Origin of the sequence: Microbacterium sp. 18062 (assembly GCF_902706225.1) — a bacterium.
Lineage (GTDB): Bacteria > Actinomycetota > Actinomycetes > Actinomycetales > Microbacteriaceae > Microbacterium.
On the sequence record NZ_CACSKB010000009.1, the window covers coordinates 57,109 to 78,814 of the forward strand.

23 protein-coding genes are annotated in these 21,706 nt (G+C 71.5%); 12 read left to right on the forward strand and 11 right to left on the reverse strand.

Features of this window, described 5'->3' with window-relative positions:
* Nucleotides 1-17 precede the first annotated feature (17 nt).
* Nucleotides 18-785 (forward strand): fructosamine kinase family protein, encoded by a 768-nt coding sequence (locus GVL03_RS05220; protein WP_159499970.1) that lies wholly within the window; start codon nucleotides 18-20, stop codon nucleotides 783-785.
* A 13-nt stretch (nucleotides 786-798) separates the two neighbouring features.
* Here GVL03_RS05220 and GVL03_RS05225 read toward each other — a convergent pair whose 3' ends face one another.
* Nucleotides 799-1,746, reverse strand: coding sequence for a CPBP family intramembrane glutamic endopeptidase (locus GVL03_RS05225; protein ID WP_159499938.1), 948 nt, complete (start codon nucleotides 1,744-1,746; stop codon nucleotides 799-801).
* A gap of 130 nt (nucleotides 1,747-1,876) precedes the next feature.
* Between GVL03_RS05225 and GVL03_RS05230 the strand changes: the two genes are divergently transcribed.
* Both GVL03_RS05230 and GVL03_RS05235 read left to right on the forward strand, forming a co-directional pair.
* Nucleotides 1,877-2,857, forward strand: coding sequence for a sensor histidine kinase (locus GVL03_RS05230; RefSeq protein ID WP_159499939.1), 981 nt, complete (start codon nucleotides 1,877-1,879; stop codon nucleotides 2,855-2,857).
* A 238-nt stretch (nucleotides 2,858-3,095) separates the two neighbouring features.
* Nucleotides 3,096-4,274 (forward strand): glycosyltransferase family 1 protein, encoded by a 1,179-nt coding sequence (locus tag GVL03_RS05235; RefSeq protein WP_159499940.1) that lies wholly within the window; start codon nucleotides 3,096-3,098, stop codon nucleotides 4,272-4,274.
* Here the strand turns inward: GVL03_RS05235 and GVL03_RS05240 are convergent.
* Both GVL03_RS05240 and GVL03_RS05245 read right to left on the reverse strand, forming a co-directional pair.
* Nucleotides 4,226-4,909: a response regulator gene (locus GVL03_RS05240; RefSeq protein ID WP_159499941.1), complete on the reverse strand. Its 684-nt coding sequence runs from the start codon at nucleotides 4,907-4,909 to the stop codon at nucleotides 4,226-4,228. The two genes, GVL03_RS05235 and GVL03_RS05240, sit on opposite strands and share 49 nt — an antisense overlap.
* On the reverse strand, nucleotides 4,906-6,165 hold the full coding sequence (locus GVL03_RS05245; protein WP_159499942.1) for an ATP-binding protein: 1,260 nt from the start codon (nucleotides 6,163-6,165) through the stop codon (nucleotides 4,906-4,908). The genes GVL03_RS05240 and GVL03_RS05245 overlap by 4 nt, the downstream gene beginning before the upstream one ends.
* 148 nt (nucleotides 6,166-6,313) lie before the next feature.
* Between GVL03_RS05245 and GVL03_RS05250 the strand changes: the two genes are divergently transcribed.
* Complete coding sequence (locus GVL03_RS05250) at nucleotides 6,314-7,765, forward strand: cation:dicarboxylate symporter family transporter (protein WP_159499943.1); 1,452 nt, start codon at nucleotides 6,314-6,316, stop codon at nucleotides 7,763-7,765.
* A 90-nt stretch (nucleotides 7,766-7,855) separates the two neighbouring features.
* On the opposite strand, the gene GVL03_RS21995 is transcribed toward GVL03_RS05250, so the two are convergent.
* Together GVL03_RS21995 and GVL03_RS05260 are read right to left on the reverse strand one after the other, a co-directional pair.
* Nucleotides 7,856-9,085, reverse strand: coding sequence for a hypothetical protein (locus GVL03_RS21995; RefSeq protein ID WP_200847070.1), 1,230 nt, complete (start codon nucleotides 9,083-9,085; stop codon nucleotides 7,856-7,858).
* 45 nt (nucleotides 9,086-9,130) lie between these two features.
* On the reverse strand, nucleotides 9,131-9,328 hold the full coding sequence (locus tag GVL03_RS05260; RefSeq protein ID WP_159499944.1) for a hypothetical protein: 198 nt from the start codon (nucleotides 9,326-9,328) through the stop codon (nucleotides 9,131-9,133).
* 351 nt (nucleotides 9,329-9,679) lie between these two features.
* Here GVL03_RS05260 and GVL03_RS05265 point away from each other — a divergent pair, with 351 nt between their 5' ends.
* From GVL03_RS05265 to GVL03_RS05275, 3 genes are all read left to right on the forward strand, one after another.
* Nucleotides 9,680-11,959 carry a polyribonucleotide nucleotidyltransferase gene (locus GVL03_RS05265; protein ID WP_159499945.1) on the forward strand — a complete coding sequence of 760 codons (2,280 nt, stop codon included), beginning with the start codon at nucleotides 9,680-9,682 and terminating at the stop codon, nucleotides 11,957-11,959.
* A 222-nt stretch (nucleotides 11,960-12,181) separates the two neighbouring features.
* Nucleotides 12,182-13,198 carry an aldo/keto reductase gene (locus tag GVL03_RS05270; protein WP_235038026.1) on the forward strand — a complete coding sequence of 339 codons (1,017 nt, stop codon included), beginning with the start codon at nucleotides 12,182-12,184 and terminating at the stop codon, nucleotides 13,196-13,198.
* Nucleotides 13,199-13,257: 59 nt separating this feature from the next.
* Nucleotides 13,258-13,860 (forward strand): histidine phosphatase family protein, encoded by a 603-nt coding sequence (locus GVL03_RS05275; protein WP_159499947.1) that lies wholly within the window; start codon nucleotides 13,258-13,260, stop codon nucleotides 13,858-13,860.
* A 196-nt stretch (nucleotides 13,861-14,056) separates the two neighbouring features.
* On the opposite strand, the gene GVL03_RS05280 is transcribed toward GVL03_RS05275, so the two are convergent.
* Nucleotides 14,057-14,527: a GNAT family N-acetyltransferase gene (locus GVL03_RS05280; protein ID WP_159499948.1), complete on the reverse strand. Its 471-nt coding sequence runs from the start codon at nucleotides 14,525-14,527 to the stop codon at nucleotides 14,057-14,059.
* Between the two features lie 93 nt (nucleotides 14,528-14,620).
* Here GVL03_RS05280 and dapB point away from each other — a divergent pair, with 93 nt between their 5' ends.
* Both dapB and GVL03_RS05290 read left to right on the forward strand, forming a co-directional pair.
* Nucleotides 14,621-15,436, forward strand: coding sequence for a 4-hydroxy-tetrahydrodipicolinate reductase (gene dapB, locus GVL03_RS05285; RefSeq protein ID WP_159499949.1), 816 nt, complete (start codon nucleotides 14,621-14,623; stop codon nucleotides 15,434-15,436).
* On the forward strand, nucleotides 15,433-15,885 hold the full coding sequence (locus GVL03_RS05290) for a tetratricopeptide repeat protein (RefSeq protein WP_159499950.1): 453 nt from the start codon (nucleotides 15,433-15,435) through the stop codon (nucleotides 15,883-15,885). The genes dapB and GVL03_RS05290 overlap by 4 nt, the downstream gene beginning before the upstream one ends.
* A gap of 317 nt (nucleotides 15,886-16,202) precedes the next feature.
* Here the strand turns inward: GVL03_RS05290 and GVL03_RS05295 are convergent, their stop codons facing one another.
* The 4 genes from GVL03_RS05295 to GVL03_RS05310 all read right to left on the reverse strand — a co-directional run bounded on the left by GVL03_RS05295 (nucleotide 16,203) and on the right by GVL03_RS05310 (nucleotide 18,587).
* Nucleotides 16,203-17,111 (reverse strand): TIGR01777 family oxidoreductase, encoded by a 909-nt coding sequence (locus GVL03_RS05295; RefSeq protein ID WP_159499951.1) that lies wholly within the window; start codon nucleotides 17,109-17,111, stop codon nucleotides 16,203-16,205.
* On the reverse strand, nucleotides 17,104-17,529 hold the full coding sequence (locus GVL03_RS05300) for an OsmC family peroxiredoxin (RefSeq protein WP_159499952.1): 426 nt from the start codon (nucleotides 17,527-17,529) through the stop codon (nucleotides 17,104-17,106). The genes GVL03_RS05295 and GVL03_RS05300 overlap by 8 nt, the downstream gene beginning before the upstream one ends.
* Nucleotides 17,530-17,644: 115 nt before the next feature.
* Entirely contained in the window at nucleotides 17,645-18,157 is a 513-nt protein-coding gene (locus tag GVL03_RS05305; protein WP_159499953.1) for a DUF4395 domain-containing protein, read from the reverse strand.
* The gene (locus GVL03_RS05310) at nucleotides 18,150-18,587 is read right to left on the reverse strand and encodes a thioredoxin family protein (RefSeq protein ID WP_159499954.1); all 438 of its coding nucleotides are present in this window, start codon (nucleotides 18,585-18,587) and stop codon (nucleotides 18,150-18,152) included. The genes GVL03_RS05305 and GVL03_RS05310 overlap by 8 nt, the downstream gene beginning before the upstream one ends.
* A gap of 100 nt (nucleotides 18,588-18,687) precedes the next feature.
* Here GVL03_RS05310 and GVL03_RS05315 point away from each other — a divergent pair, with 100 nt between their 5' ends.
* Complete coding sequence (locus GVL03_RS05315) at nucleotides 18,688-19,506, forward strand: thymidylate synthase (protein ID WP_159499955.1); 819 nt, start codon at nucleotides 18,688-18,690, stop codon at nucleotides 19,504-19,506.
* A complete protein-coding gene (locus tag GVL03_RS05320; RefSeq protein ID WP_159499956.1) occupies nucleotides 19,503-20,003 on the forward strand; it encodes a dihydrofolate reductase in 501 nt (166 codons plus the stop codon). The genes GVL03_RS05315 and GVL03_RS05320 overlap by 4 nt, the downstream gene beginning before the upstream one ends.
* 27 nt (nucleotides 20,004-20,030) lie before the next feature.
* Here the strand turns inward: GVL03_RS05320 and GVL03_RS05325 are convergent, their stop codons facing one another.
* Nucleotides 20,031-20,570, reverse strand: coding sequence for an NUDIX hydrolase (locus GVL03_RS05325; protein ID WP_159499957.1), 540 nt, complete (start codon nucleotides 20,568-20,570; stop codon nucleotides 20,031-20,033).
* A gap of 233 nt (nucleotides 20,571-20,803) precedes the next feature.
* Between GVL03_RS05325 and GVL03_RS05330 the strand changes: the two genes are divergently transcribed.
* Complete coding sequence (locus tag GVL03_RS05330; RefSeq protein WP_159499958.1) at nucleotides 20,804-21,652, forward strand: type IV toxin-antitoxin system AbiEi family antitoxin domain-containing protein; 849 nt, start codon at nucleotides 20,804-20,806, stop codon at nucleotides 21,650-21,652.
* The last annotated feature ends 54 nt before the right edge of the window (nucleotides 21,653-21,706 follow it).

Consider the following 21,706-nt stretch of genomic DNA (forward strand, 5'->3'; position numbering starts at 1 on the left):
TCGCCTGGGTGGAGACCATCGTCAAGCAGCGAGTCGACGCGCTGCCCGGCTTCTTCGAGGCGGAGGCGGCCGGGCTGCGCTGGCTCGGTGAGGCGCAGAGCGCGGGCGGTGCCCGGGTCGTGCGGGTGCGGGAGGCGGTCCCGGGACGCATCGAGCTCGAGCGCGTGCGCGAGGGCCGCCCGGATGCGGCGCGCGCCCGTGCGTTCGGGAGGGCGCTCGCCGTGACGCACCGCGCGGGAGCCGCGGCCTTCGGCGCTCCGCCGACGGGGTGGGAGGGCCCGCTCTTCGTCGGCAGGCTCGAGCAGCCGAGGGCGAGCGAGACGTCCTGGGGGCGCTTCTACGCCGAGTGCCGGGTGCGGCCGTACTTGGAGCCCGCGCAAGCCAACGGGAACCTGTCGCGTTTGGGCGCGGCGCTCGTGCAGCGGGTGTGCGACGTGATCGCGGGCGGACGCTTCGACGACGATGATCCTCCCGCCCGGCTGCACGGTGATCTGTGGACCGGCAACGTGCTGTGGTCGCCGGACGGGGCCGTGCTGATCGACCCCGCCGCCCACGGCGGGCATCGCGAGACGGACCTGGCGATGCTGCGGCTGTTCGGATGCCCGTTCCTCGAGGAGATCCTGTCGGGGTACGAGTCCGAGCAGCCGTTCCGCGCGGGCTGGCGCGAGCGCGTTCCGCTGCACCAGCTGCATCCGCTCGCCGTCCACGCCGTCGGGCACGGGCCGTCCTACGCAGCGGCGCTGGCGGACGCCGCCCGGCGGGTCGAGCAGCTGCTCGAGGCGTGAGACGGACGCCGGCTCATCGGCGCATCCGCCGACTCTGCGTGGATGCGCTTCTGCGCCAGATCCTGTCCGCCCACCATGCGAACGCCACGGGGATCGCGGCGCTCACGATGCCCGAGACCCACCCCTGATCGGTCGCGTTCAGGTCGGTGCGGCCGAGCGCGCCGAGGAGCATCGCGGCGACGTTGTTGACGACGTGCAGGGCGATCGCCGCCTCCAAGCCCCCCGTGCGCCACGTGATCCAGCCGGTGGCGACGGCGAAGACGCCGACCGACAGCTGACCGGGCAGGTCGTAGTCGTGCCCGAGCACGAACAGGGGCACCGGCAGCAGGATGGCCCACGCCGGATGCCGCAGCCAGGCTCCGATCGTCTGCGCGAGCGTGCCCCGGAAGACGTACTCCTCGGCGGCCGCCTGCAACGGCACCAGCAGCACCACGTGCGCGACGAGCGCCGGTCGGTCCGCGCGAGTCGGGGGTGGGGCGCCTTCGCCGCGCCATGCCGGATCGAACGCGGCCATCGCGACGAGCGCGACGACGAGGACGACCAGCGCCGGCACCGTGAGGCGCAGCATCCATCGCCAGCGGAGGCGTCCCGCCACCGATGACAGGAGCCCGATCGGCGCGCACCCCGCGAGGCGGAAGCCGAGGAGCGTCGCCGGCAGCAGCAGGATGATCGCGAGCATCGCGAACGCGAAGTCGGCGGGCCGGTACAGGTCGAGCGTGTCGGACACTCCCGGATCGACGCCGGCGACGACCGTCGCGACGGCCACCGTCACGATGCCGACACCGAGGAAGGTCGCATACAGCACGCCGGACAGCGCGATCCCGAGCAGCGGGCGCCACCTGCCGGGACGGCGCCATCGTGCGGCGAGGCGATGGTACGGCAGGTCTGTCCACGGCGGCGCGGACCCTGCCCGGGCGACGGCGGGAGGTTCGGACGGCGCGGACGCGGGGGAGTCGGACATGCCTCCAGCCTCGCGAAGGCCCGCAGGCGACGGATCGGACCGAGGTGTCGGGTCCGCCGGGGAAGGTCGGATGCCGTCCTGCGACTTTCGGCCGATGCCGCCCGCACGCGCTCCCGCCTACGATGAGCGGATGGCTCGCCCGCACCCGATCTGGAGCGCGACGTGGCGTCTCCTGCTGGCGACACTCATCGGCGCGGCCGCGTTCGTGGGCGTGTGGAGCGTCGAGATCATGGAGAACCCGGACCTGCCCCCGGCACCGCTGCTGATCGATCTGGCCCTGGGCGTCGGAGCGCTGATGGCCGTCGGCTTCCGGAACCGGGCGCCGCTGGCGATCGGTCTCGTCGTCTGCGCCGTCGGCGGCGTCTCCGCGCTCGCGGTCGGGGCGTCGCTGCTGGCGATCGTGTCGTTGTCGGCGCGACGCCGCGCGAGCTGGATCGCAGCCGCCGTCGGCGTGACGCTCGCATTCGCGCTGGCGTGGCAGGCGGTGGCGGGCGGACTCGGCCTCACCCAGCCCTCCGGCACCGCCGAATGGCTGATGCTCGTCCTCATCCTGCCGCTCGCGCTCGCCGTGCCGGTGCTCGTCGGAACGAACCTGGGTGCGCGCCGCGCGCTGATCGTGAGTCTGCGCGCGGAGACGGAGCGCGCCCGCGACGAGCAGGAGGCGCGCGCGGACAGCGCCCGCGTCGCCGAGCGCACGCGCATCGCGCAGGAGCTGCACGACGAGCTCGGTCACCGGCTGTCGCTCATCGCGCTGCACGCCGGTGCTCTCGAGTACCGCGACGACGTGCCCGCGGATCGTGCCAGGCAGACCGCGGGAGTCATCCGTGCATCCGCAGAGCAGGCTCTCCTCGACGTGCGATCGACGCTCGGGATGCTGCGCCGGTCCGGCGTCGACGACGAGCCCTCGCCGGACGTGCGCGAGCGGATCGCGCAGTTGGTGACGGCCGCGACGGATGCGGGGATGCCGCTGGCGACCCGCCTCGATCCTGGGGTGCAGGCGGCTCTGCTCAAGGACACGCCTCCTGCGGAGCTCGTGGCCGCCGTCCGGCAGGCCGCCTCGGGCGGGACACCGCTGTCTCCGGCGGTCACCCGCCGTCTCGTGCAGCACTGAGCCCTGCTCGAGCGACACAACGGCGGAGATCGACCACGACACGCGGTGCTCGGGCGCCGGGATGGCGGGATGTCGGGCAGGATCCCCGCCGTTGTGCACGGGCCGAACCCGCTGTTGCGCACGGCCGAATACGCCGTCGTGCACGGGCAGGAGCACGCGCGGTGACGATCGGGTGAACGGTTCGTGATCCGGGGCGCCGCGCTGTCCGCTCGGGCCCTGCACGCGCCACGCTGGACGCGTGAGAGTCGCGCTGATCGCCGAGTCGTACCTGCCCCACATGAACGGGGTCACCGGATCCGTCCTGCAGGTGCTGCGACATCTCTCGGCGGGCGGGCACGAGGTGCTCGTGATCGCCCCTCGGGCGGCCGGCGCCGTCGCTCCGGTCGCGGGCGCCCGCACCGAGCTGCTCGCCTCGCTGCCGTTTCCCGCCTACCCGCAGGTGCGGGTCGTGGTAGCCCGGGTCGCGCGGATCACGGCGATCCTGCGCTCCTTCCGCCCCGACGTCGTGCACCTCGCCTCGCCCTTCGTGCTCGGCTGGCAGGCGCTCGCCGCCGCGGACGCCGTGCGCGCCGCATCCGTCGCCGTCTATCAGACCGACGTGATCGCCTATACGCGCAGATACGGGATGCCGCACGCCACCGCACTCGTCGCCGCTCACGTCGCGCGCCTGCACCAGCGGACCGCGCTCACCCTGGCGCCCTCGACCGCGTCGATGCGCCAGCTCGAGGGACTCGGTGTCGGCCGGCTGCGGGTGTGGGGCCGGGGCGTGGACGCCGAGAGGTTCCGTCCCGAGCGGCGCAGCGAGTCGTGGCGGGCGCGCGTGGCTCCGGGGCGGCGAATCGTCGGCTACGTCGGACGGCTCGCGCCGGAGAAGCAGGTCGAGGACCTGACCGCGCTGGCTCCGCTCCCGGGAACGCGCCTGGTGGTCGTCGGCGACGGCCCGGCCCGCGCGGCACTGGAGCGCCGGTTGCCGAGCGCGGTGTTCCTCGGTCACCTGTCGGGCGACGCGCTGGCCGAGGCGATGGCGAGCTTCGACGTGTTCGTGCATCCGGGGGAGAGCGAGACGTTCGGCCAGACCATCCAGGAGGCTCTCGCCAGCGGCGTTCCGGTCGTGGCCACGGGCAGGGGAGGGCCCGTCGACCTCGTGCGCTCGAGCATCGACGGCTGGCTCTATCGGCCCGGCGACCTCGCGGATCTGCGCGCGCGGGTCGAGGACCTGATCGGCGACGACGCCAAGCGTGCCGCGTTCGCCCTCGCGGCGCGCGAGTTGGTGCGGGGCCGCACGTGGGAAGCGCTGTGCGGTCAGCTGCTGGCGCACTACGACGAGGCGCGGATGCTGAGCCGGTCGGGGATGCAGCGCGGCGTCTCTCAGTCGAGCCAGCGGTACTCGGACTCGGGCCTTCCCGGCGTGCCGTAGCGCGGCGTGCGGGCGATGCGTCCGGAGGCGACCAGATGCTCAAGATACCGTCGCGCCGTGACCCGCGACATGCCCAGCTCCTCTGCGGCCTCGGATGCCGACAGACCTGCGGAGCGACGCACGGCCTCGAGCACCCGCTCGAGCGACTCCCGCGACAGACCCTTGGGCAGCGGCACATGCTGAGGCGGGCGCAGGGCGCCGAGGAGCGCGTCGATCTCTGCCTGGGTGGCGTCGCCGGCCGCATCGTGCGCCCGCTGGCGGAAGTCGCGGTACTGCTCGAGGCGTTCCCGGAACACCGCGAACGAGAAGGGCTTGACGAGGTAGTTCGCCACGCCGAGAGCCGCCATCCGGCGCACCGTCTCGGCATCCCGCACGCTCGTCACCGCGATCACGTCGACATCCGCGGCCCGCGAGCGCACGTGTCGCAGCACGTCGAGGCCCGACCCGTCGGGCATGGTCAGATCGAGCAGGATCAGGTGGATGGGCTCCGCCGAGCCGTCGCCGACGATCGCGTTCACGGCGGCGCGGGCTCCGGTGCACTCGCCGACGACGCGGAAGCCGTCCAGCCGCTCGACGTAGGCGCGGTGCAGCTCGAGGGTGAGCGCCTCGTCGTCGACCAGCAGAACGTTGATCATGCCGGTCCTCCGGCCGGAAGGACGACCCGCAGCGTGGTCGGTTGCGACCGGTCGATGTCGATCGAGCCGCCGGCGGACTCGACGACCGAGCGGACGAGCGCGAGGCCCACGCCGCGCCCTTCTGCGCCGGCGGGCTTCGTCGAGAACCCGCGCTCGAACACGCGCTCGCGGAGCGCCGGAGGGACGCCGCGCCCGCTGTCGGACACGACGATCGACAGGTCGCCGCCCGGGGTCGGGGCGAGTTCCACGCGCACCCACCGCGGTTCGCCGCCCGCCGCGGCCGCGTCGAGGGCGTTGTCGATCAGGTTGCCCATCACCGCGACGCCGTCGACCGGGGTGAGCGGTGAACGGGGCGCATCGGAGGCGACCTCCGCGGACCACGCGATGCCCTTCTCGGCCGCCTGCGAGGCTTTTCCCAGCAGAAGGGCACCGATGGCGGGGTCGCCGTCACGACCCGAGGCGACCCGGTCGACGAGCGCCTGAGACTGTCGTGACGTCTCGGTGAGGATGCCGATCGCGTCCTCGGTGCGCCCGAGCTCGATGAGGGTGACGGCCGTGTGCATCCGGTTGCCGTGCTCGTGCGTCTGCGCTCGGAGGGCCTCGCCCAGGGTGCGCATCGACTCGTGCGACGAGAGGGCGTCGCGGATGCCGCCGGGTGCGAGGTCTCCCGCGACCTTGCGCGTGCTGCGCCGGGCCAGCACCGCACCGACCACTCCCGCGGCGAGCACCGCGGCGGCGATCGCGAGGACGAACGGCAGCCGGGGGAGGATGCCCGAGGCGATGCTGCCGAGCGTGACGCCCACGGCCACCCAGCCCACGATCCCGTCGGACGTCTCGATGGGAGCGATCGTGCGCACGGAGGGCCCCAGCGTGCCGGTCGACTCCTCGGTGAGCGTCTCGGGGTTCGTCGGGACGGTGCCCAGGTAGTGCGCGCCGATCTGTGCGGGGTCGCGATGGGTGACCCGGGTGCCGTCGGTCGTCATGATCGTCACGAAGTCGACGCCGGCGTCCTGCATGACGTGCACGGCGTACGGCTGGAGCGCGGCGACGGGGTCGTCGTCACCGAGGGCCTTCGCGATGCCGGGCTCAGCGGCGATCGTCGATGCGACCGCCCGGGTGAGCTCCTCGGCCTCCTCGCGCTCGGCGCGCTGGGCATCGAGCACGAGCAGCACCGCGAGGATCGACCCGAGTGCGAGGACCGCGACCAGCACGATGAGAAAGACCCGTGAGGCGGCGCTCGTGGTGCGCTGTGTCATGGCGTCCCCTTCTGCCGACCCCGACCGTCGGCTCGTGACCAATACGACCACAAATCGTGCGGTGATCCGGAGCAGTCCATCGTCTCATCCCAGGGAGCCTCGTGACGGAGCCCCTGCACCGACAACGACGTTCTACCTGGAGGCGACGATGACTCTCAGCTCGAAGACCCAGTCCTTCAAACTCCCCGGCTACAACTGGCGGCGGGGCAAGCGCGCATGGGACAGACACACGTGGCTGTACGTGTCCGTCATCCTCGCCGTGGTGCTCGGTGCGGTCGTCGGGCTGGTCTGGCCCGACTTCGCGACGACGCTGGAGCCGCTCGGCAAGGGGTTCGTGTCGCTCATCAAGATGATGATCGCCCCCATCATCTTCTGCACGATCGTGGTCGGCGTGGGCTCGATCGCGAAGGCGGCCACGGTCGGCAAGATCGGCGGTCTCGCGCTCGGCTACTTCATCGTGATGTCGACCTTCGCCCTCGCGATCGGCCTGGTCGTCGGCAACATCATCCACCCCGGCGAGGGGCTCAACATGGCGAACTCGTCGTACGACGTGACGTCGGAGCCCAAGACGACGCAGGAGTTCATCCTCGGCATCATCCCGACGACGTTCTTCTCCGCGTTCACCGGCGAGAGCGTGCTGCAGGTGCTGTTCATCGCCCTCCTGGTCGGCTTCGCGCTGCAGGCCATGGGGGAGAAGGGCGCGCCGGTCATGAGCTTCGTCAAGAACCTGCAGGCGCTCGTCTTCCGCATCCTCGGCATGATCCTCTGGCTCGCCCCGGTCGGCGCGTTCGGTGCGATCGCGGCGGTCGTGGGCGCCGTGGGCGCCTCGGCGATCTGGAGCCTCGGGCTGCTCATGGTCGCGTTCTACATCACCTGCTTCCTGTTCATCGCGGTGGTGCTCGGGGTGCTGCTGTACGCCGTCACGCGGATCAACGTGTTCACCCTCATCAAGTACCTCGGCCGCGAGTACCTGCTGATCGTGGGTACGTCGTCGTCGGAGTCGGCGCTTCCGCGGCTCATCGCCAAGATGGAGCATCTCGGGGTCTCGAAGCCGGTCGTCGGCATCACGGTGCCGACCGGCTACTCGTTCAACCTCGACGGCACCGCCATCTACCTCACGATGGCATCGCTCTTCATCGCGACGGGCATGGGCCAGCCCATGTCGATCGGGGAGCAGATCGGCCTGCTCGTCTTCATGATCATCGCCTCGAAGGGCGCGGCGGGAGTGACCGGCGCGGGCCTCGCGACCCTCGCCGGAGGCCTCCAGGCCTACCGCCCCGACCTCGTGGACGGCGTCGGGGTGATCGTGGGCATCGACCGGTTCATGTCGGAGGGACGCGCGGTCACCAACTTCACCGGCAATGCCGTGGCCACCGTGCTGATCGGAACCTGGACGAAGCAGTTCGACGCAGCCCGTGCCCGGCAGGTGCTGCGCGGCGAGCTGCCCTTCGACGAGGCGACCCTGTCGGGGCACGGTCACGACGGGATGTCGGACGCGAAGGACGCCGTCGGCACGCAGGGACTCGAGGAGGCTGCGCTCGCCGAGGCCGCGGCGAAGGAGGAGCGGGCCCGCGAGCGCGCGCGGGTCGCGGCCCGCTGAACGAACGACGGGGCGGTGGGTTCGGGCATCCGGGCCACCGCCCCGTTGTCGTCGGATGCGAAAAGCCTCCCTCTCCGGGGAGGCTTCGCATCAGTACCAGCCGACCCGCTGAGAGTGGTCCCACGCGGCGCAGGGGGAGCCGTAGCGGCCGTTGATGTAGGCGAGTCCCCAGTCGACCTGGGTGTTGCCGTTCGTGCGCCAGTCGGCTCCGGCGGAGACCATCTTCTCCGCCGGCAGCGCCTGCGGGATGCCGTAGGCACCGCTCGACGGGTTCAGGGCGTCGGCGCGCCAGCCGGACTCGCGATTCCACAGCCGCACGAGGCAGGAGAACTGATCCTCGCCCCACCCGTACGAGCCTATGGCGCCGCGCGCGTATGCCTGCGCACCGGCCGGGTCCACGCTCACGCCGTAGGTCGGCGTCTCGGATCCCGACGATCCGGACGAGCCGGATCCGGAGGAGCCAGAGCCCGATCCGGAGGAGCCCGATCCGGAGGAGCCGGATCCGGACGAGCCGGAGGATCCCGACGAGCCAGAGGATCCCGAGGAGCCGGCATCGGCCTGCGCCTGTTCGTCGATCTGCTGGCCGAGCCGGTACCGGCGTTCCGTCTCGGCGGTCGTCCGCTTGAGCGTCGCCAGCTGCGCGTACATCGTATCCACGTGCTGCTGCGCGGTCGTGACCTCCGCGCTCTCGGCCTGCGCGGCTGCATCCGCGGCGGAGGCGGTCTCATCCGCCGTCTGCGCGAGCCGCGCCCTCTCCGCCTCCGCCTCCGCAGCCTGCGTGTGGAGAGAGGACGCGACGTTCGCCGAGACCTGCGCCTCGGCGACGACGCCGCGCCAGGTCGCGCTGAGCTTGTCGAGCAGCCCGAGCTGCGCCAGCAGGGTCTCCGGCTCGGCCGAGGTGAGCACGCGCGCGATGAGCGGTCCGCTGGACTCGTTGCGGTAGAGCCCCGCGGCGAGCGTCCCGAGCTGGGCGGTCCTGCGGGCGAGCTCGGCGTCTGCGGCCGTGCTCTGTCCAGTGAGCCGTTCTGCTCGCTCGCTCGCCACCGCCAGGTCGGTGTGCGCCTGCGCGGCGGCGCTCGCGGCCTCCAGGGCGTGCGCGGATGCGGTCGCCGCAACGATCTCGGCGGCCGCGAGCGCGGACTCGATCCGGGCGATCTCGGCCTGCGTGGCCTGCTCGCTGGCCAGCGCGTTCTGCACGTCCGGCCACGACGGGTAGTCGACGGCCTGCGCCGGCGTGACCGTGCTCAGCGCCCCGCCCACCAGCGCCGCCACGGCGAGGGCGGCGAGCAGGGGGCGGCGGCGCAGATCCGGAGAACGCATGCGCTCACGGTATTCAAGGATGCTGCGCCGTGCCACATCGGGGCCTCAGCCCTGTATGCCCTGCTCGAAGCCGTCGAACCGCAGTTCGCGCTCGATCTGCGCGCGCAGCTCCGCCTCCTCACGCGGATCGGCGACCGGGGGCGTGCCGTCGAGCGCGCCCTCCTCCTGGAGGGCGACCTCGTCGATGTCGGCGGGCTCGGTCCCGGCGTCGTCGCCGGCCGTCGGATTCTGTGCATCGCTCATCGCCGTGCTCCTCTGCTCTGGGACGGGGGATGCCCCCACGATAGGTCGGGCCTCGACGCGGTGCCAGGGGCCGTCGGGCGCAGGTGCCGCTGATAGGGTGTGGGAGGTCGCCTCCGGCGATCGCTCAACTACATACGAGCTCAACGGAGCAGGTTGGCAGGAATGCTGGTCCCCTGTGGTGGGTTCCCCGTCGGTGCGTGCGCGCATCCCGCCGGGTGACTTTCTACTGGTGGCCAGCGCAGGCGATCCGCAGATCATTGCCGCACGCCCATAACTGTCTGTTCCTGCTCCTTCGCATGTCGCTCGCAGCCCACACGGGGCGGCGAGCCTAAACAAAGAAGGAGAGACCTCTTGGAAGGTCCTGAAATCACCGCCGCCGAAGCCGTTCTCGACAACGGCCGTTTCGGCACCCGTACGATCCGCTTCGAGACCGGTCGACTCGCGCAGCAGGCGCAGGGCGCCGTCGCCGCCTACCTCGACGAGGAGACCATGCTCCTGTCGGCGACCAGTGCCGGCAAGCACCCCCGTGAAGGATTCGACTTCTTCCCGCTGACCGTCGACGTCGAAGAGCGCTCGTACGCCGCGGGCAAGATCCCCGGCTCGTTCTTCCGTCGCGAGGGTCGCCCCTCGACCGAGGCGATCCTGGTGTGCCGTCTCATCGACCGCCCGCTGCGCCCGTCGTTCGTTGAGGGCCTCCGCAACGAGGTCCAGATCGTCGTCACGATCCTCTCGATCGCGCCCGGCGAGTTCTACGACGCGCTCGCGATCAACGCGGCATCGCTGTCGACCCAGATATCGGGTCTGCCGTTCTCCGGTCCCATCGCCGGTGTGCGCCTGGCGCTCATCCCGGGCCACGGCGAGCACGCCGACCAGTGGATCGCCTTCCCGAAGGCCGAGCAGCTGCAGGAGGCCGTGTTCGACCTGATCGTCGCCGGCCGGGTGCTGCCCGACGGCGAGGTCGCGATCATGATGGTCGAGGCCGAGGCCACCGAGCACAGCTGGGACCTCATCAAGGCCGGCGCCACGAAGCCGAACGAGCAGGTCGTCGCCGAGGGTCTCGAGGCCGCGAAGCCCTTCATCAAGGAGCTCGTCGCCGCGCAGAACGTGGTCGCGAGCACCGCCGCCAAGGAGATCCAGGCCTACCCGGTCTTCCCGGCGTACAGCCAGCAGACGTACGACTTCGTCGCCGGGCGCGCCTACGACAAGCTCGTCCCGATCTACCAGATCGCCGACAAGCAGGAGCGCCAGAACGCCGACGACGCCGTCAAGGACGCCGTCAAGGCCGAGCTCCTCGCCGCCGTCGAGGCGGGGGAGCTCCCCGCCACCGCGACGCTCGAGTTCTCCGGCGCCTACAAGTCGGTCACCAAGACCATCGTGCGCGGTCGCATCCTCTCCGAGGGCGTTCGCATCGACGGACGCGGCCTCGCCGACATCCGTGCGCTCGACGCCGAGGTGCAGGTCATCCCGCGCGTGCACGGTTCGGCGATCTTCCAGCGCGGTGAGACCCAGATCCTGGGCGTCACCACGCTGAACATGCTCAAGATGGAGCAGCAGATCGACTCGCTGAGCCCGGTCACGAGCAAGCGCTACCTGCACCACTACAACTTCCCGCCCTACTCGACCGGTGAGACCGGCCGGGTGGGCAGCCCGAAGCGCCGCGAGATCGGGCACGGCTTCCTCGCCGAGCGCGCGCTCGTCCCGGTGCTGCCGAGCCGCGAGGAGTTCCCGTACGCGATCCGTCAGGTCTCGGAGGCGCTCAGCTCCAACGGCTCGACCTCGATGGGCTCGGTCTGCGCATCCACGCTGTCGCTGCTCAACGCGGGTGTGCCGCTGCGCGCCCCCGTCGCGGGCATCGCGATGGGTCTGGTCTCCGCCGAGGTCGACGGCCAGACGCGGTACGCCGCGCTGACCGACATCCTCGGCGCCGAGGACGCCCTGGGCGACATGGACTTCAAGGTGGCGGGCACGTCCGAGTTCGTGACCGCGATCCAGCTCGACACGAAGCTCGACGGCATCCCGTCGTCGGTGCTGGCTGCCGCTCTGACGCAGGCCAAGGAGGCGCGTCTGACCATCCTGAACGTGCTGAACGCCGCGATCGACGCTCCCGACGAGATGGCGCCGACCGCGCCGCGCGTCATCAGCGTTCAGATCCCGGTCGACAAGATCGGCGAGCTGATCGGCCCGAAGGGCAAGACGATCAACTCGATCCAGGACGAGACCGGTGCGCAGATCTCGATCGAGGACGACGGCACCGTCTACATCGGCGCGACCGACGGTCCTTCGGCCGAGGCCGCTCGTGCCCAGGTGAACGCGATCGCCAACCCCACCAACCCGGAGGTCGGCGAGCAGTTCCTCGGCACCGTCGTGAAGATCGCCACGTTCGGCGCCTTCATCTCGCTGCTTCCCGGCAAGGACGGCCTGCTGCACGTCAGCGAGGTCCGCAAGCTCGCCGGCGGCAAGCGCGTGGAGAACGTCGACGACGTGCTCTCGGTCGGTCAGAAGCTGCTGGTCAAGATCACCAAGATCGACGATCGCGGCAAGCTGTCTCTCGAGCCGGTCCTCGAGGAGGCCGCGGACCAGGAGGGTCGGGCCGCAGCCAACCCGGGACCCGAGGCTCCCGCCGAGGGCTGATCCCGCCCGTCACGCCGGATGTGCCCGCCGCTGCGCTGCAGGGTGGGCACATCCGCGTCCGGGGTGACGGCCGGAGTGTGATCAAAGCGTTATGGAATGTTTACCCGCCGATCGCCGTGGCGGAACTCATCCGTTCGGGACTGACCTACGCTCGAAGTACGCGTCAGGGGGCGCGCGATGCGCAGTCACAGCGTCCGCCTACCTAAAGCGGAGGGGGTGCGCGTGAAGATCTTCGGGATCGGGCCGGGCGTGCCGTCGCAGGTCGCGGCGCCCCCGCATCCGTCGGCACCCATCCCGGTGCAGGGTCCCGCGGTGGGCAGCGGCATCCGAGTCGACCTGGGCGAGAGCGGTCTTCGCATCTTTCCGCTGATGCTGGGCGGCGCCGAGTTCGGGTGGAACGTCGACATCGACACCAGTCACGCGATCCTGGACAGCTACGTCGAGCATGGCGGCAACGCGGTGCACACGGCGGACAGCTTCACCGGCGGTCGCAGCGAGCACATCATCGGGCAGTGGCTGCACACGTGCGGCGTGCGCGACGACATCGTGCTCGCGACGCGGATCGGCCAGCATCCCGACCATCCCGGTCTCGGACCGGTCAACCTCGTGCGCGCCGTCGAGGCGTCGCTGACGCGGCTGCGCACCGACCGCATCGATGTGCTGTACCTCGACGGGTCGGCCGGCACGACGTCGCTCGAGGACACCCTCGCGACGGCCGAATGGCTCATCGAAGCCGGCAAGGTGCGTGCCATCGGCGCGTTCGGCTTCGGCGCCGAGCAGCTCGTGGAGGCACGCATCCTCTCCTCGGCGGGGTTACCGCGCATCACGGTGCTCGACGTCCCCTACAACGTGCTGCGCCGCAAGGAGCTCGACGGCGACCTGCGGCTCGTCACGGGGGCGCAGGGCATCGCGCTCACGCCGTCGCATCCGCTCGAGCACGGGTTCCTCGCGGGTGCCTACCGGACGCGGGAGAAGACCGTGACCTCGGTGCGTGCCGCCCAGATCGCCGGCAACCTGACCAAGCGGGGCAGCCGGGTGCTGCGGGCGCTCGACGCCGTCGGCACGGAGCTCGGCGTGCCCGATGCGGCCGTCGCGGTCGCCTGGCTCCTCGCCCAGCGCATCGTCGCCGCACCGATCGTGAACGCGTACGCACCGCACCACGTCGAGGAGATCGTGCAGGGCGTGGGGGTGCGGCTGACGCGTTCGCAGCTGGCGGACATCGCTCGCGCCTCGGAGTAGCCGGGTATTCTGTTGGGAGCGTCCGGTCGGGCGTCCGGATCCCGATGGAGCGAGTAGCAGTGACGCACTACGTTTATCTCGTCCGTCATGGTGAGCATCAGGATGCCGAGCACGGCTTGATCGACGGGCCGCTGTCGCCGCGGGGACGCAGGCAGGCCGAGCTGCTCGCCGACCGGCTCTCGGGCGTGCCGTTCGACGCGGTCTGGCACTCGCCGCTCGTCCGCGCCGCCGAGACGGCCCGCACGGTCGCCGAGCGGCTTCCCGCCATCTCTCCCGAGCCGTCGGCGCTGCTGTTCGACTGCGTGCCGACGGGGATGACGCCCGAGACCCCGGCGGTGTTCGAGCCGTTCTTCGGCAGCGTCACCGAGGCCGACGTGGATGCCGGACGCGCGCAGATGGCGGATGCGCTCGGTGCGTTCCTCGTGCGCAAGACCGGTGATGTCCACGAGCTCCTCATCACTCACAACACCGTCATCGGATGGTTCGTCCGCGAGGTGCTCGGCGCGCCCGAGTGGCGCTGGATGACCCTCAACCAGGCGAACTGCGGTCTCACCGTCATCGCCCAGCGGCACGGACGTCCGTGGACGCTCGCCTCTCACAACGACCTCGCCCACCTGCCGTTCGAGCTGCGCACCGGCCTGCCCGAGGTGCCGCCCGTCTGAGCCCCGGTACCGCCCGTCCCGGAGGCGCCCGTGCGGAGTGCCGCGGTCGCGGGCGCCGCGTTCGTACATGCACAACGGCGGAGATCGTCTCCGACGCGCCGTTCCCGGTCGTGGGGCGGCCGTGTGTCGCCCGACGCCCCCGCCGTCGTGCACGACGCGGGTGAGGCCCACAGCCGGGGCGTCGCCGTGACCGTGCTCACCCGAGCGGCTTGCCGTACCAGCGCGTCGCGTTCGGGTTGTCGTTGTATGCCGGAATCGTGATGAAGCCGCTGCTCGCGTAGAGGCCGGCCGCCGCTTTCAGAGAGTCGTGGGTGTCGAGCACGAGCTCCCGGGCGCCGAGTCCCCGTGCCCGCTCCTCGAGCGCGATCAGCAGGCGTCTGCCGCCGCCCAGGCCCCGTGCCGAGGGGCGCACGTAGAGATGCTTCACCTCGTATCGCGCACCCGCCGGCCCGGGCGCGAGCCGGCGCACGCCGCCGCATCCGATCGTTTCGTCGTCGTCCTGCTCCAGGACGACGAAGACGCCCGCAGGCGGTTCGAAGGCCGCCGGATCGGGGAGCACGGTGCGGTACGCGCCGCCGGGGAATCCCTCGGCCCGCATCGCGAAGTACTCGGTCAGCAGGACCTGCGCGGAGGGGGAGTCGGCCGCCACGGCTCGCACGCTCAGCATGCGACCGAGCCTAGCCGCGTGCGCCTGGTGTCGTGTGTGCGGAGAACCTCGACGGTCAGAGAGCCTCCGACACACGACACTAGGCTGGACCACATGACGACGCGCGTGGCCATCGTGGGCGGAACCGGGAAGCTCGGCGGTGTCATCCGTGCGGTGACCGACGCCGAGCCGGACTTCGAGGTCATCGCGGTGCTGTCCTCCCGCGACGAGATCTCCGCGATCGACGGCGCCGATCTGGTGGTCGACGCCTCGACGCCGGCGGTGTCGATCGATGTCGTCCGCGCCGCCATCGAGCGCGGCATCAACGTCCTCGTGGGCACGAGCGGCTGGTCGGCGGAGCGGATAGCGCTCGTGCGTCCGCTCGTCCAGGCGGCGGAGAGCGGCGCCGTCTTCGTGCCGAACTTCTCGCTCGGCTCGGTCATGGGCACGGCGCTCTCCGCCGTCGCGGCGCCCTTCTTCGCCTCGATCGAGATCGTCGAGTCGCACCGCGAGACCAAGGTCGACTCGCCCAGCGGCACGGCGGTGCGCACCGCCGAGCTGATCGCCGCGGCGCGGTCGACGGTCGGCCCGGTCGAGGCGACGCACGTCGATCAGCGCGCCCGCGGTCAGCAGGTCGCGAGCGTGCCGGTGCACTCGCTGCGCCGCCCCGGTGTCATCGCCCGCCAGGAGGTGATCCTCTCCGGCCCCGGAGAGTCCCTCTCGATCGTGCACGACACGATCGATCCCGCCCTCGCCTATGCGCCCGGCATCCGTCTCGCGCTCGCCGCCGCGCGGGATGCGCGCGGCGTGCACATCGGGCTCGACAGCTTCCTCGACATCGGCGTCCGCCTGTCCGGAGCCGCGGCACCGGACGAGGCCGTCGTCGACGACGAGGTGCCCGGTCAGGTCGCCCGCGCCACCGGCTCATGAGCGCACGCATCGGCGTCACGGTGATGACCGTCGCGCTCGCGCTGTACATCGTCCTCGTCGGTCAACGCGCCTGGCTGCTGGTCACCAGCGGCGAGCCGGTCGGGATCGCCATGGGGCTAGCGCTCGTCGTGCTGCCGTTGATCGCCGTGTGGGCTGTCGGGCGGGAGATCTGGTTCGGCGTCCGTGCCGCGGCGCTCGGACGCCGGCTCGAGGCCGAGGACGCACTGCCGGACGAGCAGCTCGTCACCCGGCCCAGCGGTCGTGTGCTCCGGGACGAGGCGGATGCGGTGTTCCCCGCCTACCGCCACGCCGTCGAGACGGCGCCCGAGGACTGGCGGGCGTGGTATCGGCTCGGCCTCGCGTACGACGGGTCGGGCGACCGACGGCGCGCCCGCTCCGCCGTGCGCACCGCCATCCGACTCGAGGGGCGCCAGCGCCCCGCAGGCTGAGCTCGGGCTCAGAGGCACTCGGCCATCCCGTGAGCTGAAGCGAAAGTCTCCCCGGAGTGGGGAGATTTCGCTTCCTTCGTTGGTCGTCAGCGACCCCGGCCGCTGACCCGAAAGTCTCCCCGCCCCGGTTCTGTTGAACAGGCGCATTGCCTGGACTTTCCCCACCCCACGGAGCGCCCCGCAGGGGCGCGGAGAAGCTGACCCGAAAGTCTCGTCTTCTCGGCCCCCGAGCGAGGCGCGAGGCTCCGAGACAAGGGGCAGCGACCGGACCTTCCCTGCTCCACGGAGAGCCCGCGAGTACGTGACGCCGACGCGGCTCAGACGGCGGCGGGAACGACCGCGGCGATCGCATCCTCGACGGTGCGGTGCGTGAACCGGAAGCCCGTCCGCTCCAGCACGTCGGGATGAACGTCGAGGTCGCTCGTGAGAAGCGCCTCGGCGGCGTCGCGTCCGAGCACGAGCTTCAGACCCCACTCCGGAGCGCGAACGAGATACGGGCGGTTCATCCGCCGGGCGAGTGCGAAGCCGAGGTCGTTTGCCGTCGCGCGGGTCGGTCCGGTGAGATTGACAGGGCCCGCGATGTCGGTCGCGAGGATGTGGCGGATCGCGGCGACCTCGTCGTCGAGGGTGATCCACGGCCATGCCTGGGTGCCCCGGCCGATCGGGCCGGACAGTCCGAGCCTCGTGAGCAGCAGCAGGGGCTTGAGCACACCGTCCCGGTGCACGACCGGTGCGGTGCGCAGCAGCGCCACGCGGGCGTGCGAGCCCGCCTCGGCGGCCGCATGCTCCCAGCTGACGCAGAGATCGGCGAGGAACGTCGAGCCCGCGGGGGAGGACTCGTTCAGGCGCACCCCGGGCGCCGTGCCGTAGTAGCCGACCGCGGACGCCGACACGAGCGCCGGAGCGTCGGTGCCGAGGGCGCGGATGGCGGTGGCGAGCGTCCGGGTGGGAGTAAGCCGTGACCACACCAGCTCGCTCTTGTATCCGCCCGTCCACGGGAACCGGCCGACGCTCGCCCCGTTCAGCGACACGACCGCGTCGGCACCCGCGATGACGCCGGGATCGAGCGGTTCCGCATCCCTCAGCCATTCGATCTCGTCGCGCTCGCGCGGCGGTCGCCGCACGAGCGTCGAGACCTCGACGCCATCTGCGCGCAACGACGTCACGAGCGCGCGGCCGATCAGGCCGGACGCGCCCGCGACGACGACGTGGCGCGGCTCAGGCAAGCGTCGCCTCGAGCGTGATCTCGATGCCGGCAAGCGCCTGCGACACGGGGCACCCGCTCTTGGCCTCCTCCGTGATGCGGGCGAAGTCCTCAGCCGAGAGGCCCGGCACGTCGGCGTTCACGTTGAGGTGGCTGCCGGTGATGCCGGTGCCCGGGATGAAGGTGACCGACGCCGTCGTCTCGATGCTCGTCGGGGGAGTCCCGTGCTCGGACAGGGCGTGCGACAGTGCCATGCTGAAACACGACGAGTGCGCCGCCGCCAGCAGTTCCTCCGGCGTCGTCACCGAGGCGGAGCCCTCGCTCCGGGCCTTCCAGTCGACCGCGAGCGGGCCCTGGTTGGAGGATTCCAGCGCGATCTCCCCCGATCCCTCCGCGAGGCTTCCCGTCCAGCTGGTCGTCGCTTCGCTCGTCACGCTCATCGTGTGCTCCCTTCGATCCGGCCGCGGGTCGGCCCAGACGCCAGGTTAATCCGCCCGCGACCGGCTCGCGACGGCTTGACAGGGCGAGCGGCGCCCCGGGGAAACCGTCCTGCGATCAGGCGGCGGCGCGCGAGCGCCCGATGATGCCGATGCGCTGCAGCAGCAGGTAGAGCTGGCAGCCGAGACAGAGACCGAACACCGCATTCAGGAACGCGGCGACGAACGCCGCCGCGGCCGCGGCCGGCAGCGCCCACGGCACGCCGGCGAGGTGCAGGACGAGTCCGATCACGACGACGAACAGGCCCACCCCCTGGGCGAAGCGCGGGGGACGCGGGTCCTCGAACTCGGTGGCCGGGCGAAGACGCGGCTGCACGACGCGGCGGAACAGCACGCCCCAGGGAGCGGTGCGCGGCGAGAGGACGCCCCAGAGGAACAGAGCCGCGATCAGCACGAGCAGCAGGAACGCGGGGTCGAGGGCGCGCTCGCCGATGCTCGAGGCCGGGAGCGCCCCGGCGGTCGAGATGCCGACGAGGCCGAGGAACACGGCCACCAGCAGGAGCGCCGTGGTGATGCCGGCGGCAAAACGAGGGCCGCGCACGTCGATGCGCGGCGGGGTCTGTTCAGACACAGGGTGCCTCCTCGGCGATCCGGGACAGCTCGAGCTCGATCACGTCGCGTCCGGGCGTTCCGCCGAAGCGGGTGCGGACGACGCCGCGCCGATCCAGGATCAGCGTCGTCGGGGTCTGCAGGACGTGGAAGTGCTTCGCGATGTCGGGCCGATGCGTCAGGTCGACGTCGAGGTGCACGACGCCGCTGCGCTGGGCGGCGACATCCGACAGCACGCGATGCACGCCCGGGCAGCGGGAGCAGAACTCGGTGCTGAACTGCAGCAGCGTCGCCCGGTCGCCGAGGGAGTCGGCTCCGAGGCGGCGCGGATCCACCGACTCGGCGGGATCGACCCGGCGCGGCCTGTTCTGCGCCCAGCGGAGGAAGACGCCCACGCCGACGGTGACCGCCAGAAGAGCGGTCAGCACGATGATGGCGACGAAGAGGTCCACGGCATCCCAGGCTAGACCCGTCTGGAGGCCGCGCGGTCGAATGACGATCTCTCGTAACAATCGATCCACCACCGTACGCAGCCGGCGCGCGGGTATCGTGATGCGCGTGACCGCCGCCTCGACCCCTGCGCCCTACGAAGACCTGCTCCGCGACGTGCTCGCGCACGGAACGCACAAGTCGGACCGCACCGGAACGGGCACGACGAGCGTGTTCGGCCGGCAGATCCGTTTCGACCTGTCCGAGGGCTTCCCGCTCGTGACGACCAAGCGCGTGCACCTCAAGTCGATCGTCTACGAGCTGCTGTGGTTCCTGCGCGGGGCGTCGAACGTGCGATGGCTGCAGGAGAACGGTGTGACCATCTGGGACGAGTGGGCGGATGCGGACGGCGAGCTCGGCCCCGTCTACGGCGTGCAGTGGCGGTCCTGGCCGACGGCCGGCGGCGACACGATCGACCAGCTCTCGCAGGTGATCGACCAGATCCGCGCGACGCCCGACTCCCGCCGGCTCATCGTCTCCGCCTGGAACCCCGCGGACATCCCGGACATGGCCCTCGCGCCCTGCCACGCGCTGTTCCAGTTCTACGTCGCCGACGGCAGGCTGTCGTGCCAGCTCTATCAGCGCAGCGCCGACATGTTCCTCGGCGTGCCGTTCAACATCGCCTCGTACGCCCTGCTGACCGCGATGATCGCGCAGCAGACGGGCCTCGAGCCCGGCGACTTCGTCTGGACCGGTGGCGACTGCCACATCTACGACAATCACCTCGATCAGGTGCAGGAGCAGCTGACGCGCGATCCCTACCCCGCCCCGCGCCTGCGCTTCGCGCGGAAGCCCGACTCCATCTTCGACTACAGCTACGAGGATGTCGTGATCGAGGACTACCGGCACCACCCCGCGATCCGCGGGGCGGTCGCGGTGTGAGCGGCGTCGGCCTCATCTGGGCGCAGGCGCGCGACCGCGTGATCGGCGCCGGGGGAGGGATGCCGTGGCACGTGCCCGAGGACCTCGCGCATTTCAAGGCGGTCACCTCGGGGCATCCGGTGGTCATGGGGCGGCGCACCTGGGAGTCGTTCCCCGAGCGCTTCCGGCCGCTTCCGGACCGTCGCAACATCGTGGTCACCCGCACCCCGGGGTGGTCGGCGCCCGGCGCGGAGCCGGCCGCATCGCTCGACGAGGCGCTGGAGGCCGCCGGCGCCGGACGGATCTGGGTGATCGGCGGCGGTCGGCTCTACGCCGAGGCGATCGAGCGGGCCGACCTGCTGGAGGTCACCGACCTCGACCTCGAGGTCGAGGGGGACACCCACGCTCCGGCGCTCGACGGATGGGCGCCGGTCGTCCTCGATCCGGCCGGAGGGTGGCACACCTCGCGCAGCGGCATCCGGTACCGGTTCACGACCTATCGGCGCACCGCCGGGTAGACGGGGTCGCCGGGAGGGCGCGGCGGCTCAGACGAAGCGGCCGAGGCGGATGCCCGCGTAGGCGAGCGCGGCGATGGTCTCGCCGTCAGTGAGCCCGCCCGAGGCGATCATCCCGAGCGCCTCGGCGAACGGCACCCAGCGGACCTCGTCGATGCCCTCCTCGGCGCGGGTGGCGTCCGCATCCGTCGCGAGCCGGGCTCCGCAGGCGAGGAAGACGTGCTCGGGGGCGTCGGCGATCCCGTTCAGCGCGTTCATCGTGCCGAGGTGCTCCCAGCGCGCCGCCTCGAGACCGGTCTCCTCCCGCAGCTCGCGCTGTGCGGCGACCAGGGGGTCCTCGCCGTCGGTGCCGCCGGCCGGCACCTCGATCGATCGACCGGTCGTGTAGCGGTCGAGGGCGATCAGGCACACGCGGTCCTCGTCGTCGAGGGCGACGACGAACACGGCGGGATGCTGCATCCGCACCACCCCGTAGATGCCCTCGCCGTCCGGGCCCAGGACGTCGTCCTCCCGGACGTGGATCCAGCGGTTCTCGTAGACCGTGCGTGAGCCGCGGGTGCGCCATGCCATCCCCACACCCTACGGCGCCCGGCTCGCGCGCCCTCAGTCGTCGGAGAACCCGCCTTCCCGGCGCCTCAGGTGTCTCAGGGGAGGTCATCCGCCCCACCGATCCGACGACTGAGGGTCTGCCCGCGATTCTGCCGTCGGCCATCCGACCTCCCCAGACCGAAAAGAGCTCGTCTCCGTCCACAGTCGGCTCTCGTGCCGCTGTCGCGGCCACGGCCGCACGCCACGGTGGGGCGATGCGTCCCTCTTCCCTCGCCGATCTCGTCGCCCAACACGGCGGTGTGGCTCGCTCTCGGGAGCTCCTGCGCCTCGGCGCCACCCGGGAGGACCTGCGTCGCGCCGTGTGCCGCGACGCCCTCGTCCGTCTTCGAGAGGGCGTGTACGCGCTGCCGCACGCGGATCCGATCCTTCTCGAGGCAGCCCGGCACGGCGGCGAGGTCGCCTGCACGTCAGCGCTCCGGTCGCGGGGAGTCTGGATCCTCGAGGACGTGAACCGCCCGCACGTGTGGCTGGGCGCGAAGGGTCGCGCTCATCGGCATCCGGGCTGTTCGTGCGTCGCGCATCGGGATGCGGGCTCCTCCGCGTTCGGCATGGTCGGCGTCGTGCAGGCCCTCGTGCAGCTCGCGCGGTGCCTGGGAGACGAGGCGTTCTTCGCGGCGTTCGAGTCCGCCTGGCGCCGCGGGCTCCTGACGTCGGCGTCGCGCGTGGAGGTGCGCGCCGGACTGCCCGCGCATCAACGATGGCTCGTCGACATCGCCCGCCCGTCGGCCGACAGCGGACTCGAGTCGATCCTGCGTCTGCGCCTCCACCGTCTCGGCATCGGGATGGAGAGCCAAGCGGCCATTGCTGGCGTCGGGTTCGTCGACTTCCTCGTCGATGGGGTCCTCATCCTGGAGGTCGATGGCAAGGGCAACCACGAGGGGCCCGCGCAGCGCCACCGCGATCTGATGCGGGATGCGGTGGCCGCCGCCGCCGGGTACGAGACGCTGCGATTCGACTACGCGATGGTCGTGCACGACTGGTCGACCGTCGAGCGTGCGGTGCTCACCCGGCTGGGATCGATCCGCAGTCGTCGGATGCATTGACCCGGACGTGCCCCACAGGCCGCTTCCGGGTGCATCCGCCCCACCGACCCGACG

What these genes read in the sequence shown, in the direction of transcription:
- GVL03_RS05225 (WP_159499938.1), bottom strand. Translation starts at nt 1,746, where the DNA reads ATGTCCGACTCCCCCGCGTCCGCGCCGTCCGAACCTCCCGCCGTCGCC.
- GVL03_RS05230 (WP_159499939.1), top strand. Translation starts at nt 1,877, where the DNA reads ATGGCTCGCCCGCACCCGATCTGGAGCGCGACGTGGCGTCTCCTGCTG.
- GVL03_RS05240 (WP_159499941.1), bottom strand. Translation starts at nt 4,909, where the DNA reads ATGATCAACGTTCTGCTGGTCGACGACGAGGCGCTCACCCTCGAGCTG.
- GVL03_RS05245 (WP_159499942.1), bottom strand. Translation starts at nt 6,165, where the DNA reads ATGACACAGCGCACCACGAGCGCCGCCTCACGGGTCTTTCTCATCGTG.
- GVL03_RS05250 (WP_159499943.1), top strand. Translation starts at nt 6,314, where the DNA reads ATGACTCTCAGCTCGAAGACCCAGTCCTTCAAACTCCCCGGCTACAAC.
- GVL03_RS21995 (WP_200847070.1), bottom strand. Translation starts at nt 9,085, where the DNA reads ATGCGTTCTCCGGATCTGCGCCGCCGCCCCCTGCTCGCCGCCCTCGCC.
- GVL03_RS05260 (WP_159499944.1), bottom strand. Translation starts at nt 9,328, where the DNA reads ATGAGCGATGCACAGAATCCGACGGCCGGCGACGACGCCGGGACCGAG.
- GVL03_RS05280 (WP_159499948.1), bottom strand. Translation starts at nt 14,527, where the DNA reads ATGCTGAGCGTGCGAGCCGTGGCGGCCGACTCCCCCTCCGCGCAGGTC.
- dapB (WP_159499949.1), top strand. Translation starts at nt 14,621, where the DNA reads ATGACGACGCGCGTGGCCATCGTGGGCGGAACCGGGAAGCTCGGCGGT.
- GVL03_RS05290 (WP_159499950.1), top strand. Translation starts at nt 15,433, where the DNA reads ATGAGCGCACGCATCGGCGTCACGGTGATGACCGTCGCGCTCGCGCTG.
- GVL03_RS05300 (WP_159499952.1), bottom strand. Translation starts at nt 17,529, where the DNA reads ATGAGCGTGACGAGCGAAGCGACGACCAGCTGGACGGGAAGCCTCGCG.
- GVL03_RS05315 (WP_159499955.1), top strand. Translation starts at nt 18,688, where the DNA reads ATGCGCGTGACCGCCGCCTCGACCCCTGCGCCCTACGAAGACCTGCTC.
- GVL03_RS05325 (WP_159499957.1), bottom strand. Translation starts at nt 20,570, where the DNA reads ATGGCATGGCGCACCCGCGGCTCACGCACGGTCTACGAGAACCGCTGG.
- GVL03_RS05330 (WP_159499958.1), top strand. Translation starts at nt 20,804, where the DNA reads ATGCGTCCCTCTTCCCTCGCCGATCTCGTCGCCCAACACGGCGGTGTG.